Below are 14,398 nucleotides of genomic sequence, written 5' to 3'. Positions count from 1 at the left end.
AAAGAACTTCCAAACGGATGAGACAATCGCCATACTCACCAATATAGACACATCCTCATATACATCATGGCTGATCTCTTTTTGACTTTGTTTTGCTTTCTTGCTTCATTCATGATGAGATTTGAGAACACGACAAATAAAATAAGTAATACGATTGCAAATAGAATGATTCCTTGAATGACCATACTGCCTCCTCATCAACTCGTGATCCCATACTACTTCTTCATATTCAATCGGCATCCCTTCTCATGAACAAAAAACACCTTTCCATCTCGACAGATAGAAAGGTGTTTTGATTAAATCGATTTCCCCGCAGCCTTCAGCGCACGGGCGCCAATGTCACGGCGGTAAAATAGACCTGGCTGCATGATTTCTTCAACGGCTTCATACACTCTTGATCTTGCCGCTTCAAATGTGTCGTCAAATGCCGTCACATTCGCTACACGGCCGCCATTTGTGACGAATTGATCGTTTTCTTTTTTTGTTCCTGCGTGGAAGGTCACGACATCAGACACACTCGTTTGCAAAGCACCGATTGGTGTGCCTTTTGCGTAGGCCTCCGGGTATCCTTCTGAAGCAAGAACTACACTGACAGCGGCAGTGTCTTTCCACTGCAAGTCCACATCTTTTCCATCTAGAATATCGAGGAAGACTTGGACTAGATCTGATTCAAGACGAGGGAGAACAACCTGCGTTTCAGGATCGCCAAAGCGTGCATTGAATTCAATGACCTTTGAGCCTTCTGGTGTCAGCATTAAGCCTGCATATAAAATGCCTGTAAACGGACGCTCTTCCTGCACCATTGCGCGAGCCGCCGGTTTGACGACATCTTCCACCGCTTTTTGGACGACTTCATCTGAAATTTGCGGAACTGGCGAATAAGCCCCCATCCCGCCGGTATTCGGTCCTTTGTCATCTTCAAATGCCCGTTTGTGATCCTGCGCGATCACCATTGGATACACCTTTTCTCCATTGACAAAGGCCATCAGTGAAAATTCCTCGCCTGTTAAAAATTCCTCGATGACGACAGATGCACTCGCATCGCCAAACTTTTCATCTTCCAAAAAGTCGTGCAGACAGTTGATCGCCTCTTCAAGTGTCATCGCGACTGTCACGCCTTTTCCTGCTGCAAGACCGTCTGCTTTAATGACAATCGGCGCACCCTTTTCTTCCACATAAGCCTTCGCTTCTTCAAACGATGTGAAGGTAGCGTAAGCGGCGGTCGGGATATCATAGTTTTTCATTAAGTCTTTTGCAAATTCCTTTGATCCTTCAATAACCGCAGCTTTTGCATTTGGTCCAAATACCTTTAGACCTGCCTCTTCAAATGCATCCACCACACCTGCAATTAAAGGAACCTCTGGACCGACAATCGTTAAGCCTATTTCATTATCTTTTGCAAAACGAATTAATGCCTCATGATTACCTTCATCGATTGGTACAAGCTTCGCAGCATCTGTCATTCCATCATTGCCGGGTGCGACAAATACTTGGCTGACAAGTTCACTTTGCTTCACTTTCCATGCGATGGTATGCTCTCTTCCGCCTCTGCCGATAATTAATACGTTCACACTGTCATCCCCTTAATGTTTGAAATGTCTAACGCCAGTGAAGACCATGGCGATGCCGTATTCATCTGCCTTTTGAATCGATTCTTCATCACGAATGGAACCGCCTGGCTGGATGATCGCTGTGACGCCTGCCTTCGCAGCAGCTTCCACTGTATCGCCCATTGGGAAGAATGCATCAGAGCCTAGTGCGCTTCCTTTCGCTTTTTCACCTGCTTGTTCAATCGCAATGTTCGCTGAGCCCACACGGTTCATCTGACCAGCGCCGATACCTGCTGTCATTTGATCCTTCGCGAGGACAATGGCATTTGATTTCACATGCTTGACGACTTTCCATGCAAGCTTTAAATCTTTCCATTCGTCTTCTGTTGGTTCTCTTTTCGTTGGAATAGAGATGGTTGCTTCCTCTAAGCCGTACGTGTCAATATCCTGCACGAGCAGTCCGCCATGGACACTTGTCAGCTGCTTTTCTTTTTTCTCAAGATTCGCTTCTACATCTAGTGTTAATAGACGAAGATTCTTTTTCGCTGTTAACACGTCAAGTGCTTCTTGGCTAAAAGATGGGGCGATGACGATTTCTAAGAAAATCGTATGCAGCACGTCAGCCGTTTGTTTGTCTACTTCACGGTTCAGCGCCACAATGCCTCCAAAAATAGAGGTTTCATCTGCTTTGAATGCACGGTCAAAGGCTTCAGCAATCGTTTCTCCTGTACCAACACCGCACGGATTCATATGTTTTACAGCCACAGCCGCTGGCTCCGTAAATTCACGTACGATTTGAAGAGCTGCATCTGCATCTTTGATATTGTTATAAGAAAGTTCTTTTCCATGTAATTGCGTTGCAGTAGCCAAAGAGCCTTTGCTTGGAAGAGCATTTTCATAGAAAGTCGCTGCTTGGTGCGGGTTTTCTCCATAACGAAGAGATTGTTTTTTCTCAAACGTGACGGTGAACTGCTCTGGCTCTGTTTCACCAACATAGTTCGTTAAATAATCCGCAATGAGGGCATCGTAAGCAGCCGTATGACGGAATACCTTCGCCGCAAGCTCACGTTTTTTCTCTAGCGGCACGCCGCCTTCTTTGATCTGCTGAACGACTGTACCATAATCACGAGGATCGACAATCACTGTGACGTCTTGGTGGTTTTTCGATGCCGCACGAAGCATTCCCGGTCCGCCAATATCAATGTTTTCAATCGCTTCTTCAAACGTCACATCGTCTTTTGAGATCGTCTCTTTGAATGGATAGAGATTCACGACAACAAGATCAATCGGCTGAATGCCATGCTTTTCAATCTGTGCCATATGCTCATCGTTTTCTCTCACTGCCAATAATCCACCATGAATGTTCGGGTGAAGCGTTTTGAGTCGTCCGTCCATGATTTCAGGGAATCCAGTGACTTCAGAAATCCCAATGACATCAATGCGGTTCTCTTGAAGAAGTTTATGTGTACCTCCAGTTGAAATGACTTCAACACCAAGTTCTGTTAATTCTTTCACAAAAGGTACAAGATTTGTTTTATCGGAAACACTGATTAATGCGCGTTTGATCGTCATGCTTTCGTCACCTCATTAAGATAATTCTAAAAGTGATTTGATCACTTTTGGATATAGTGTGTGTTCTAGTTCATGCATTCTTTTTTCAATCGATTCAAGCTCTTCGCCTTGTTCAATATAAATCGCGGCTTGATCAATAATCGGACCTGTATCCATCCCTTCATCGACAAAATGGACGGTGATGCCTGCCACTTTGACACCTGCTTGATAGGCTTGTCCGATGGCATCAAGACCTGGGAAGGCTGGCAGCAAAGATGGGTGAATATTCACGATTTTCCCTCTATACGCTTCAAGTAATGTCGGACCGATCAGTCTCATATACCCAGCAAGGAAAACCCATTCTACTTCATGAAGCCTGAGCTGTTCGATGATCGTTTGTTCAAAAGCGGCTTTATTCGGAAAAGCCTTCGGGGTAAAAGCAAAGGAGGCAATGCCCTCTTTCTCAGCACGCTCCAGCACCTTCGCACCCGGTTTATCACAAATCACAATGGCGGCCTCTGCCTGCCACTGTTCTTCTTTTAACGTATCTATAATGGCTTGAAAGTTTGTCCCGCTTCCAGAGGCGAAGATCGCAAACTTCTTCATGAGAGGCTTCCACCGCCGAATGTGACACCTTCTCCTTTTTGAACACGACCGATGAGAAATGCTTTCTCTCCATCTTGTTCAAGTTCACTAATCACATCCACAAGATCGTCCTCTTTTACAGCTAAGACAAAGCCAATGCCCATATTAAACACGTTGAACATCTCTTCTGCCTTCAACTGACCCTTTTCTTGAATAAAGGAGAAAATTGGTGGCACTGGCCATGAGCCGTTATCAATCTCAACGCCAAGACCTTCAGGCAGCATACGTGGTAAATTTTCAATAAAACCGCCGCCTGTCACATGTGCCATGCCGTCAACTTTGCCGGCTTTCACTTGTTTGAGAACGGGCTTCACATAAATTTTTGTCGGTTCAAGAAGCTCTTCTCCGAGCGGTCTTGTAAAAGGTTCATACGTTTGATGCAGGTCAAGACCAGCGTCTTCCAGCAAGACTTTACGAACGAGAGAGTAGCCATTGCTATGAATTCCGCTTGAGCTGAGTCCAATGAGCAAATGTCCCTCTTTGATACTGTTTCCTGTCACGATTTCGTCCTTTTCAACGACACCTACCGAAAAACCAGCAATATCATATTCTTCTTCTGTGTAAAGACCTGGCATTTCGGCTGTCTCACCGCCGACAAGTGCTGAACCAGACTGCTCACATCCGTCAGCCACACCTTTGACAATGGATTCAATTTTTAGCGGATCTGCTTTTCCAACGGCTAAGTAATCTAAGAAAAAGAGCGGTTCTGCCCCTTGTGCAAGCACATCGTTGACACACATGGCCACGGCATCGACGCCGATCGTATCGTGTTTATCCATTAAAAAGGCAAGCTTTAATTTCGTTCCGACACCATCTGTTCCTGAAACAAGAACGGGCTTTTTGTATGGCAGCTCAGATAGATCAAACATACCGCCAAATCCACCTAGAGCGCCCATAACACCTGCTCGTTTTGTACGTTCTACGTGTGTTTTCATTCGTTTGACGGCTTCGTACCCTGCTTCGATGTCGACACCGGCGTTTTTATATGCTTCTGACATCCCATTCACTCCTTTTAGCTGCTGCTTTCCATGTATTTTCGGCAGAATGAAAGAGCAGCATATCAATTCATCTTGACTGCTGCTCCTTTATTCGATTATTTCGTCAGGACCGTTTCCTTCACATGCGGAAGAACTGTATCTTCATAAATTTCAGTCGGGTATTTACCAGTAAAGCATGCTAAACACTGACCGCGCTGCGGATCATCATACTTCCTGCCAATCCCGTCCATTAAACCGTCTACAGATAAAAATGCAATGGAGTCTGCACCGATTTCCTGTCTAATTTCTTCCACTGAATGAGAAGAAGCAATCAGCTCTTCGTGTGTGGACGTATCAATTCCATAAAAACATGGATGCGCGATTGGCGGTGAACTAATGCGTACATGGACTTCCGTCGCACCCGCTTCTCTTAGCATCGTGACAATTCTGCGGCTCGTTGTACCGCGTACGATGGAATCATCCACCATCACGACACGTTTTCCTTCGACAACCCCGCGCACAGCAGACAGCTTCATCCGTACGCCCTGCTCACGCAATGCTTGAGACGGCTGGATAAACGTCCGGCCGACATAACGGTTCTTAATCAAACCGAGCTCATACGGAATACCTGTTGCTTCGGCATATCCAATCGCTGCAGAAATACTGGAATCTGGTACACCTGTCACAACATCTGCTTCGACATGCGCTTCTTCGGCAAGCTTTTTGCCAAGATTCTTTCTCGCACTATGCACATTGATGCCGTTGATATTGCTGTCAGGTCTTGAGAAATAAATGTATTCCATGCTGCACATGCTGCGGTTTATGTTCATCGAGAAGCGCTCAGATTTCAAGCCTTCATCATTAATGATCAGCATTTCGCCAGGCTCCACATCACGTAAATACGTAGCACCGACGACATCAAATGCACATGTTTCAGAAGCGACGACATAAGCATCTCCAAGCATACCAAGTGAAAGCGGGCGTAAGCCGTTCGGATCAAGCGCCACGATCATTTCTGTTTCCGTCATGATTAAGAAAGCATATGCTCCTTTCAGCATGGACAGCGCATTTTTGATCTGCTCTTTTAATTCAATATGCCCGCTGCGCTTAATTAAATGAGCCAGCACTTCGGTATCAGAAGAGGTCTGGAAAATGCTCCCTTGGTTCTCTAGCTGCTGCTTTAACTGCGTTGCATTCACTAAGTTTCCATTATGAGCAAGGGCAAGACTGCCGTTGTTTTGCGAGCGGAAGAAGAGGGGCTGCACATTTTCAAAGCCGCCTCCGCCTGCTGTCGCATACCGAACGTGTCCGATCGCCCCTTTTCCTTTCAAATCCTTTAGCTCACCGTTTTGAAAGACTTCCGTAATCAGTCCAAGGCCTTTGTGTGATGTCAGGTTCTCACCATTTGTTGCAATGATTCCCGCACCTTCTTGTCCTCGGTGCTGAAGGCTATGCAATCCGTAATATGTGATTTGCGGGGCTTCTTCGTGTCCCCAAACCCCAAAGACACCACACTCTTCATTTAAGCCTCTGATTTCAGCAAGCATGGGATCGCTCCTTTCCATGCACGTTCAAGCTCGTTGACCGCTGCATGAATCCATTGTTGTCCTTCTTGATTTTTGACGGTAAATACACCATCATTTGTGACCGTTCCGACTTCTTTCGCATCTTTGACAGCCGCAGCAAACGCTTCGCGGTGCTCTGGTCTGACTGTGACAACAAAACGTGACTGTGTTTCACTGAATAAGGAAGCTTCGCTGTTTAAATCGATTTGGATATCTGCGCCAAGACCGTCTGTTCCAAATGTACTTTCAGCAAGTGCTACACCAAGCCCGCCTTCAGATACATCGTGTGCTGATTGAACGAGACCGTTTTGAATCGCGGCTAGCAGAGCTTCTTGACGCGTCAGCTCTACATCCAAATCAATGTCTGGTGCTTTTCCGTAAATACGGCCTTCTGTCATCTTTTGAAGCTCACTGCCTGCGAATTCTTCCTTCGTCTCACCAATGACGAAAATCACATCGCCAGCCTGCTGGAACGATTGAGTCGTAATATGAGCAGTATCTTCAACCAAACCAACCATTCCAATGACTGGAGTTGGGTAAATCGCTGTTCCATTTGATTCGTTATATAAAGAGACGTTCCCACCGATAACTGGTGTGCTTAGCGTGCGGCATGCTTCGCTAATACCGTCAGCTGACTTTTCTATTTGCCAGAAAATTTCTGGTTTCTCCGGGTTACCGAAGTTCAGGTTATCTGTCACTGCTAGCGGACGCGCGCCTGAGCAGACAATGTTACGTGCTGCTTCTGCGACGGCGATTTTCCCGCCGACCTCTGGATCAAGGTAGAGATAGCGTGCGTTACAATCTGTTGTCATCGCTAGGGCTTTTTTCGTTCCACGGATTCTTAAAACGCCCGCATCAGAGCCCGGTGCAACGACGGTATTTGTCCGAACCATGTAGTCATACTGATCATAAACCCATTCTTTACTCGCAATTGTTGGCTGCTGGAGGAGCTGCTTTAACGTTTCGGCTGCATCTGTGATGGCTGGAGCTTCAACTTTTGTTTCTAAAAACTCACGATAGTATGCAGGCTCACTTGACGGCTTGTGATAAACCGGCGCTTCTTCTGCAAGAGCGTCAACAGGAAGCTCACATACGACTTCACCTTGATGGAGTAAACGAAGCATTTTATCGTCTGTCACATGACCGACTGATACCGCTTCAAGATCGTATTTTTCGAAAATATCAATGATTTCTTGTTCGCGGCCTTTTTCAATGACCAGCAGCATTCTCTCTTGCGATTCAGACAGCATCATTTCGTATGCCGACATACCTGTTTCACGCTGCGGAATGAGATCTAGATTCATCTCGATTCCAGAACCTGCTTTACTTGCCATTTCCGCGCTTGAGCTTGTTAAGCCAGCCGCTCCCATATCTTGAATCCCAACGAGCGCATCGTTTTTGATGACTTCAAGGCACGCTTCAAGCAGCAGCTTTTCCATGAACGGATCGCCGACTTGAACCGCTGAACGTTTTTCTTCTGATTCATCAGAAAATTCTTCAGACGCAAATGTTGCACCGTGAATACCGTCACGTCCCGTTTTAGCACCAACGTACATGACCGTGTTGCCGACACCTTTGGCCTGCCCTTTTTTGATGTCCTCATGGTTGATTAATCCAACACACATCGCATTTACGAGCGGATTGCCTTCATAGCTTTGATCAAAATGAACCTCTCCGCCGACTGTTGGAATTCCGATACAGTTTCCATAGCCTGCGATCCCTGCCACTACTTCTTCAAACAAGTACTTCACGCGCGGTGAAGTCAGTTCACCAAAACGAAGAGAGTTTAATACAGCAATTGGACGCGCACCCATGGAGAATACATCACGGATAATTCCGCCGACACCTGTGGCCGCTCCTTGATACGGTTCAATCGCAGATGGATGGTTATGTGATTCGATTTTAAATACAACCGCTTGGTTGTCTCCAATATCAACGATTCCAGCGCCTTCCCCAGGACCTTGAAGAACATGCTCTCCTTTTGTCGGGAATTTGCTTAAGACAGGCTTTGAGTTTTTATAACTGCAATGCTCTGACCACATGACAGAAAAAATGCCCGTTTCTGTGTAGTTTGGCAGCCTGCCAATAATGGATTCGATTAAAGCGAATTCTTCATCACTCAATCCCATTTGCTGATACAATTTCTCTTCTTTAATTTGCTTGTGACTTGGTTCAAGCAGTAGTGACATGAGTGTCCCTCCAATTTTTCACGATAGATTGAAACAATTTAAGTCCGTCTGCGCTGCCTAGTAATGAATCAACCGCGCGCTCAGGGTGCGGCATCATGCCGAGTACATTGCCCTCTTCATTCGTTATACCTGCAATTCGATTGACACTGCCGTTAATATCGTCTCCGTAAGTGAAAGCGATTTGGCCATTTTGAATGAGCTTCGCTAAAGTGTCTTCATCACAGTAGAAGTTGCCTTCACCGTGCGCTACAGGAATCGTAATGGATTCGCCTTTTTGATAGCCGCTTGTAAATTGCGTTTCGTTGTTCTCTACAATGAGTTCAACTGGACGACAGATAAATTTCAAGTCTTTATTTCGTCTCATCGCACCTGGAAGAATGCCAAGCTCCTGAAGAATTTGGAACCCGTTACAAACACCAAGAACAGGCTTTCCTTCCGCAGCTGCTTTTTTCACCGCCGGCATGATGTTTGAGAAACGAGCAATCGCACCACATCTTAAGTAATCCCCATAAGAGAAACCGCCTGGTACGAGTACACCGTCAAATCCGTCTAGACTCGTTTCGTCGTGCCATACATATTCAACTTGTTCACCTAACTCATCTTGAATCGCATGGTACATATCGATATCACAGTTAGAGCCAGGCAAGACGATCACTGCAAACTTCACTGTGCGACAACCTCCTCCACCTCATAGCGGTAATCTTCAATCACCGTGTTGGCCAGTAATTTTTCACACATTTCTTTGACGACTGTGTCTAAATCACGATCTGATTTTTCAATGACAAGCTCCATGTATTTCCCGATACGGACATCCTTTACTTCCTGATAAGACATGCTGTGCAAGGCGTGCTGCACGGCACTTCCTTGTGGATCAAGAACGCTCTCTTTTAAGCTGACAAAAATTTTCACTTTATACATGTTTATGGCCTCCAAGTCTTTTGAAAATTTCTTCGTATGCATTCGTTAAGCCGCCCAGGTTTCGTCTGAACACGTCTTTATCAAGCTTTTCGTTTGTATCTTTGTCCCAAAGCCTGCACGTATCAGGTGAAATCTCATCAGCCAGCAAAATACGATTCTCGTGATCTATTCCGAATTCAAGCTTGAAATCAATTAAATTTACATGGCAGTCTGAGAAGATTTGCTTTAACTCTTCATTCACTTGTCTTGTGATCTGTTTCATTTCCTCGACCTGTTCTGGTGTCGCTGCATGTAAAATGTGAATATGATCTTCTGTAATGAGCGGATCGCCGAGTGCATCATCCTTGTAGTAAAACTCGATCAATGGTGTATCCAGTTTCGTTCCCTCTGGAATGCCAAGGCGCTTTGACATACTGCCTGCCACCACATTTCGTACTACTACTTCAAGCGGAACAATCTGCACCTTTTGAATGAGCTGTTCTGTTTCAGAGATTCGTTTCACAAAGTGATTGTTGATCCCTTCCTCATGCAGCATTTGAAAGATTAAGCTTGAAATTTCGTTATTCAGTCTGCCTTTGCCTTCAATTTCAGCTTTCTTTTCGCCGTTAAATGCTGTCGCTGAGTCTTTATATTCGACATATAAAATATGCTCGTCATCGGTCTGATAGATTTTTTTCGCTTTGCCTTCGTAGAGAAGTTCTTGTTTCACAGTCATTCAGGTTGGCCTCCTAATTTGAATGTTGGCAATTTTCAGGATTGGGCACCTGACAAGCAGGCGGCCCTTTTCTTACGCAAGACCTAGACGTTCGAAAATCATATCGACATTTTTCAAATGATAGTTGTAATCGAAGCAGTCAGCGATTTGTTCAGGTGTTAAGCGTGATGTGATTTTCTCTTCCGCTTCTACTAATGAACGGAATGGTACTTGCTTCTCCCACGCTTCCATTGCCTTTGGCTGAACCGTATCATATGCCTCTTCACGTGCCATGCCTGTATCGATTAATGCAAGAAGAACGCGCTGTGAGTAAATCAAGCCAAGTGTGCGGTCCATGTTGCGTTTCATGTTCTCAGGGAAGACCGTCAAGTTTTTCACAATGTTTGAAAAACGGTTTAGCATGTAGTTCAGTGCAATCGTTGCATCTGGTAAAATGATGCGTTCAGCAGACGAATGAGAAATATCACGCTCATGCCAAAGTGGTACATTCTCATAAGCTGTCAGCATATATCCACGGATCACGCGGGCAATTCCCGTCATGTTTTCAGAGCCGATTGGGTTCCGTTTATGCGGCATTGCTGATGATCCTTTTTGTCCTTTTGCAAAGAACTCTTCGACTTCACGTGTTTCACTCTTTTGAAGTCCACGAATTTCAACAGCAAATTTCTCAATGCTTGTTGCGACGAGTGCAAGAGTAGCCATGTAATCTGCATGACGATCACGCTGCAAGGTTTGGGTGGAAATTGGTGCAGCTTTGATGCCAAGCTTCTCACATACATATTGCTCAACAAACGGGTCGATGTTCGCATATGTGCCAACAGCACCAGAAATTTTGCCGTACTCGATGCCAGCTTTTGCTTGTTTAAAACGTTCTAGGTTACGCTTCATTTCTTCGTACCACAGACCAAGCTTCAGGCCAAATGTTGTCGGTTCAGCGTGTACACCGTGTGTACGGCCCATCATGACGGTATATTTGTGCTCTTTTGCTTTTTCTTTTAGGATGTCAACAAATCTCTCAATGTCCTTGAGCAAGATATCGTTCGCCTGCTTTAATAAATATGAAAGCGCCGTATCCACTACGTCTGTAGATGTTAACCCGTAATGAACCCACTTTCTTTCTTCTCCTAGAGATTCAGATACAGCACGCGTAAAGGCAACCACGTCGTGGCGCGTGTCTTGTTCAATCTCTAGAATACGATCAATATCAAAGCTTGCATTCTTGCGCATGGTCACAACGTCTTCTTTCGGAATAACACCAAGCTCTGCCCAAGCTTCACAAGCGAGAATTTCTACTTCAAGCCATGCATTAAATTTGTTTTCCTCTGTCCAGATTGCTGACATTTCTGGTCGTGCGTAACGTTCGATCATTTCCCGTTTCCTCCATCTCTTTCAGTCCATATCTTTGTGATGTTTGTCATCCATTCATCATCAAGCTGTTTCATAAATGTCATGTGACCCATTTTGCGGCCGGCTTTTACTTCATGCTTTCCATATAGATAAAGCTTCGCTTCTTTGAGAAGCTCAGGATGCTCTGTTGGGATGTCCACTTCATCGCCTAATAAGTTCACCATCATGCCCTCTGAGAAAAGGGCTGTACCGCCAAGCGGCAAACCGCATATCGCGCGAACGTGCTGTTCAAACTGACTCGTCTCACATAAATCGAGCGTATAATGACCAGAATTATGCGGGCGAGGCGCCAGTTCATTGACGAGCAGCTCTCCCTCGTTTGTCAGGAACAGTTCTACAGCAAGTGTACCGACTAGCCCCAGCTTTTCAGCCAGTGTCGTTGCCAGCTCTTTTGCCTTCTCCTGAATGCGTTCCTCTACCCTTGCAGGCACAATGCTTTGGAACAAAATGTTGTGCTTATGAATGTTCTCAGCGACTGGGAATACCGCAATCTCCCCATGAATAGAACGAGTGACGATCACCGAGAGCTCCATTTGAAATGGGACCCAGCTTTCTAAAATACAAGTTCCATGTGTGAGCAATGCTGCTGCTTCATGAAGCTGTCCTTTTTCCTTGATCACGTACTGTCCTTTTCCGTCGTAGCCGCCTCTGCATGTTTTCAGCACGGCTGGCAAACCAAGAACGGTTACTGCGTCTTTCAGCTCTTTTTTATCATGAACGATGCGATAAGGCGCGACTTCACAGCCTGCGTCTACAATCCCTTTTTTCTCCGTTTCACGATTTTGAGTTAAAAGAAGAAGTTCACTTCCTTGCGGTAAATTGGCTTCTTCCTTCAATTGATTAAGTGCATCATAATCAATATTTTCAAATTCATATGTCACGACATCGCTGATTTCTGCCAGCTGTCGAATCGCTTCGAGGTCACTATATGCAGCTGTGATTTCTGTATCAGCAACCTGTCCACAAGGAGATTGTGCGACTGGATCTAACACAGCTGCCCGGTATCCCATTTGCTTTGCGCTGACGGCCATATATCTGCCAAGCTGTCCTCCGCCGATAATACCGATGGTTGCGTTTGGAAAAATGGTCTGCTTAGCCAAGCTGATCACTGCTTTCTAGTACAGTCTGTTTTGTTTGCTCTCTTCTTTCTTCAAGGCGAGCAGCGATTGTTTCATCAAATGCTGAAATCATTTGCGCGGCAAGAAGCCCTGCATTTGTTGCACCGGCTTTGCCAATCGCCACTGTCGCAACTGGTACACCGCCTGGCATTTGAACGATGGATAATAAGGAATCCAGCCCATTTAGTGCTTTTGATTGTACGGGCACACCAATGACCGGCAGTGTCGTTTTCGCTGCGACCATCCCCGGTAAATGTGCTGCGCCTCCAGCACCGGCAATGATGACTTTTAGTCCTTTACCTCTTGCTTCTGCCGCATATTCAAACATCAAGTCAGGTGTCCGATGTGCGGATACCACCTGTTTTTCATACGGAATGTCTAATTCCTCTAAGATATCGCACGCATTTTTCATTGTTTCCCAATCAGATGTACTTCCCATGATGACACCTACAAGCGGCTTCATTTTGTCCCCACCTTTAAGCTGATATTCGATTTTGTATCGTTTGACACGCTTCCCAAACCTAAGCAGCTTGTCAAACGCCGAACAAAAAGGCCCGATTTGCATTGCATTGTTAGGAAGCAACACAAACCGGGCCATGGTAAGCGCTGTTCGCTTTTGAAACGCCATGTCAGTTTTGTTCACTATCCTGCATAGTCCAGTCATTTACGGTAACTGGGTAGAAACTTATGGGCCATATTCCCAAGATTATATGAGGCTCGTGTTATGATTTCATGTTTATCTTAACAACGGATGTTCATGATGTCAACGGATTTATCGAACAATCTACGAAGTCGTCGTTTTAATGTTCGGATTTAGACTATTTTTCCTTCAAATACGATTTTTTTCCCAATCGGAATGATCTGAATCGACCCATTTTCCTTCTTTTCCTGAAAAATGGGCTCCTCCATTCGTCGGACAGGCGAGTAGCCTTCCGCTGCCATCTGGGACAACACTTGATCAATCGTCATGTTGTCTTCCACATAGAATTTCTTCTTCTTTGGTTTTGCGGTCATTCTTTAATTCTCCTTTTCTTCACAGCCTTCACCCAGAAGCCGCCGTGAATCGATTTGGGCTCATACGAAATGATAAATGCCTTTGAATCCAGCGTTTTAATCGTTTCATATAATTGCAGTTCATATTTTCTCGGTGTTAAAATTTGCAATGCTGTCCGGTCTCCTTCAAGACCGCCTGCTACCCAGCTGGTGACACCATATCCTTTTTCTCTCAATTGTCTTGGGAGATCGACATCCAATTCTTTTGTGATCACGTTAACAGTTGTGTAGCCAAGTGCCAGCTTCTCTTCAATTTTCATCCCGACAATGATCCCCATTCCATAACCTAGCGCATACGCAATGACATTTTGTATTTGATCTAAGTTATCAAGTACGATACTTAACCCAATGACATAAATAAGCATTTCAATCGTACCAGCAAAAGCAGCTGCGTACCGTCTGCCTTTCATTGTTAAAATCAAACGCATAGTGGAAAAAGAAACATAGACAATATTAATCACTAAAATGATCAAAACCATGGTGAACGCATTGGATAAAAGTTGTTGAAGCACGATTCGAACCCCCTGCACTAAAAATCAAATAAAGCACCCCATATTCTACTAGAGAACATACCTTGATACAATCAAATTTGCGCGAGAAAAACACATATATCTTTCGACAACAAAGGTGGTCTTTGTTACCAAGAGTTTACCCGTTTTTTCCTCTTCTCAACATGAAAGCCTCCTTTTTCAAAAAAGGAGGCTTTCAGT

At 45.1% G+C, this 14,398-nt stretch carries 15 protein-coding genes and 1 riboswitch; all 15 genes read right to left on the bottom strand.

What is annotated here, in order from left to right; translation table 11 throughout:
• Window positions 1-35: 35 nt before the first annotated feature.
• Window positions 36-185, bottom strand: a complete 150-nt coding sequence (locus MKZ03_RS03110; protein ID WP_334750939.1) for a hypothetical protein — start codon at window positions 183-185, stop codon at window positions 36-38.
• 111 nt (window positions 186-296) lie between these two features.
• Window positions 297-1,571 (bottom strand): phosphoribosylamine--glycine ligase, encoded by a 1,275-nt coding sequence (purD, locus tag MKZ03_RS03105; protein ID WP_340971874.1) that lies wholly within the window; start codon window positions 1,569-1,571, stop codon window positions 297-299.
• A gap of 12 nt (window positions 1,572-1,583) precedes the next feature.
• On the bottom strand, window positions 1,584-3,122 hold the full coding sequence (gene purH / locus MKZ03_RS03100) for a bifunctional phosphoribosylaminoimidazolecarboxamide formyltransferase/IMP cyclohydrolase (protein WP_341030887.1): 1,539 nt from the start codon (window positions 3,120-3,122) through the stop codon (window positions 1,584-1,586).
• Window positions 3,123-3,137: 15 nt separating this feature from the next.
• Window positions 3,138-3,707, bottom strand: a complete 570-nt coding sequence (purN, locus tag MKZ03_RS03095) for a phosphoribosylglycinamide formyltransferase (protein WP_106038378.1) — start codon at window positions 3,705-3,707, stop codon at window positions 3,138-3,140.
• Window positions 3,704-4,744, bottom strand: coding sequence for a phosphoribosylformylglycinamidine cyclo-ligase (gene purM / locus MKZ03_RS03090; RefSeq protein ID WP_106039488.1), 1,041 nt, complete (start codon window positions 4,742-4,744; stop codon window positions 3,704-3,706). The genes purN and purM overlap by 4 nt, the downstream gene beginning before the upstream one ends.
• Before the next feature lie 95 nt (window positions 4,745-4,839).
• Complete coding sequence (gene purF, locus MKZ03_RS03085; protein WP_341030885.1) at window positions 4,840-6,270, bottom strand: amidophosphoribosyltransferase; 1,431 nt, start codon at window positions 6,268-6,270, stop codon at window positions 4,840-4,842.
• Entirely contained in the window at window positions 6,246-8,477 is a 2,232-nt protein-coding gene (purL, locus tag MKZ03_RS03080; protein WP_106072532.1) for a phosphoribosylformylglycinamidine synthase subunit PurL, read from the bottom strand. Before purL ends, purF begins: the two co-directional genes overlap by 25 nt.
• Complete coding sequence (gene purQ, locus MKZ03_RS03075; protein WP_060595681.1) at window positions 8,461-9,144, bottom strand: phosphoribosylformylglycinamidine synthase subunit PurQ; 684 nt, start codon at window positions 9,142-9,144, stop codon at window positions 8,461-8,463. The genes purL and purQ overlap by 17 nt, the downstream gene beginning before the upstream one ends.
• Complete coding sequence (purS, locus tag MKZ03_RS03070; RefSeq protein ID WP_003214349.1) at window positions 9,141-9,395, bottom strand: phosphoribosylformylglycinamidine synthase subunit PurS; 255 nt, start codon at window positions 9,393-9,395, stop codon at window positions 9,141-9,143. The genes purQ and purS overlap by 4 nt, the downstream gene beginning before the upstream one ends.
• On the bottom strand, window positions 9,388-10,110 hold the full coding sequence (gene purC, locus MKZ03_RS03065) for a phosphoribosylaminoimidazolesuccinocarboxamide synthase (protein ID WP_341030884.1): 723 nt from the start codon (window positions 10,108-10,110) through the stop codon (window positions 9,388-9,390). Before purC ends, purS begins: the two co-directional genes overlap by 8 nt.
• A gap of 72 nt (window positions 10,111-10,182) precedes the next feature.
• Window positions 10,183-11,478: an adenylosuccinate lyase gene (purB, locus tag MKZ03_RS03060; protein ID WP_034664786.1), complete on the bottom strand. Its 1,296-nt coding sequence runs from the start codon at window positions 11,476-11,478 to the stop codon at window positions 10,183-10,185.
• Window positions 11,475-12,617 carry a 5-(carboxyamino)imidazole ribonucleotide synthase gene (gene purK / locus MKZ03_RS03055; RefSeq protein ID WP_341030882.1) on the bottom strand — a complete coding sequence of 381 codons (1,143 nt, stop codon included), beginning with the start codon at window positions 12,615-12,617 and terminating at the stop codon, window positions 11,475-11,477. The genes purB and purK overlap by 4 nt, the downstream gene beginning before the upstream one ends.
• Window positions 12,610-13,098: a 5-(carboxyamino)imidazole ribonucleotide mutase gene (purE, locus tag MKZ03_RS03050; protein ID WP_058015578.1), complete on the bottom strand. Its 489-nt coding sequence runs from the start codon at window positions 13,096-13,098 to the stop codon at window positions 12,610-12,612. The genes purK and purE overlap by 8 nt, the downstream gene beginning before the upstream one ends.
• Window positions 13,099-13,267: 169 nt before the next feature.
• Window positions 13,268-13,369: riboswitch (purine riboswitch) on the bottom strand.
• Window positions 13,370-13,448: 79 nt separating this feature from the next.
• Window positions 13,449-13,649, bottom strand: a complete 201-nt coding sequence (locus MKZ03_RS03045; protein ID WP_012009137.1) for an NETI motif-containing protein — start codon at window positions 13,647-13,649, stop codon at window positions 13,449-13,451.
• Window positions 13,646-14,200 (bottom strand): DUF2179 domain-containing protein, encoded by a 555-nt coding sequence (locus MKZ03_RS03040; protein WP_024424505.1) that lies wholly within the window; start codon window positions 14,198-14,200, stop codon window positions 13,646-13,648. The genes MKZ03_RS03045 and MKZ03_RS03040 overlap by 4 nt, the downstream gene beginning before the upstream one ends.
• Window positions 14,201-14,398: the final 198 nt, after the last annotated feature.

Origin of the sequence: Bacillus sp. FSL R5-0431 (assembly GCF_038002985.1) — a bacterium.
GTDB lineage: Bacteria > Bacillota > Bacilli > Bacillales > Bacillaceae > Bacillus.
This window is presented reverse-complemented; position numbering and strand designations above follow the sequence as displayed.

Coding starts and splice junctions, on each gene's coding strand:
- MKZ03_RS03110 (WP_334750939.1), bottom strand. CDS start 185: ATGGTCATTCAAGGAATCATTCTATTTGCAATCGTATTACTTATTTTA.
- purN (WP_106038378.1), bottom strand. CDS start 3,707: ATGAAGAAGTTTGCGATCTTCGCCTCTGGAAGCGGGACAAACTTTCAA.
- purM (WP_106039488.1), bottom strand. CDS start 4,744: ATGTCAGAAGCATATAAAAACGCCGGTGTCGACATCGAAGCAGGGTAC.
- purF (WP_341030885.1), bottom strand. CDS start 6,270: ATGCTTGCTGAAATCAGAGGCTTAAATGAAGAGTGTGGTGTCTTTGGG.
- purC (WP_341030884.1), bottom strand. CDS start 10,110: ATGACTGTGAAACAAGAACTTCTCTACGAAGGCAAAGCGAAAAAAATC.
- purS (WP_003214349.1), bottom strand. CDS start 9,395: ATGTATAAAGTGAAAATTTTTGTCAGCTTAAAAGAGAGCGTTCTTGAT.
- purL (WP_106072532.1), bottom strand. CDS start 8,477: ATGTCACTACTGCTTGAACCAAGTCACAAGCAAATTAAAGAAGAGAAA.
- purH (WP_341030887.1), bottom strand. CDS start 3,122: ATGACGATCAAACGCGCATTAATCAGTGTTTCCGATAAAACAAATCTT.
- purE (WP_058015578.1), bottom strand. CDS start 13,098: ATGAAGCCGCTTGTAGGTGTCATCATGGGAAGTACATCTGATTGGGAA.
- purB (WP_034664786.1), bottom strand. CDS start 11,478: ATGATCGAACGTTACGCACGACCAGAAATGTCAGCAATCTGGACAGAG.
- MKZ03_RS03045 (WP_012009137.1), bottom strand. CDS start 13,649: ATGACCGCAAAACCAAAGAAGAAGAAATTCTATGTGGAAGACAACATG.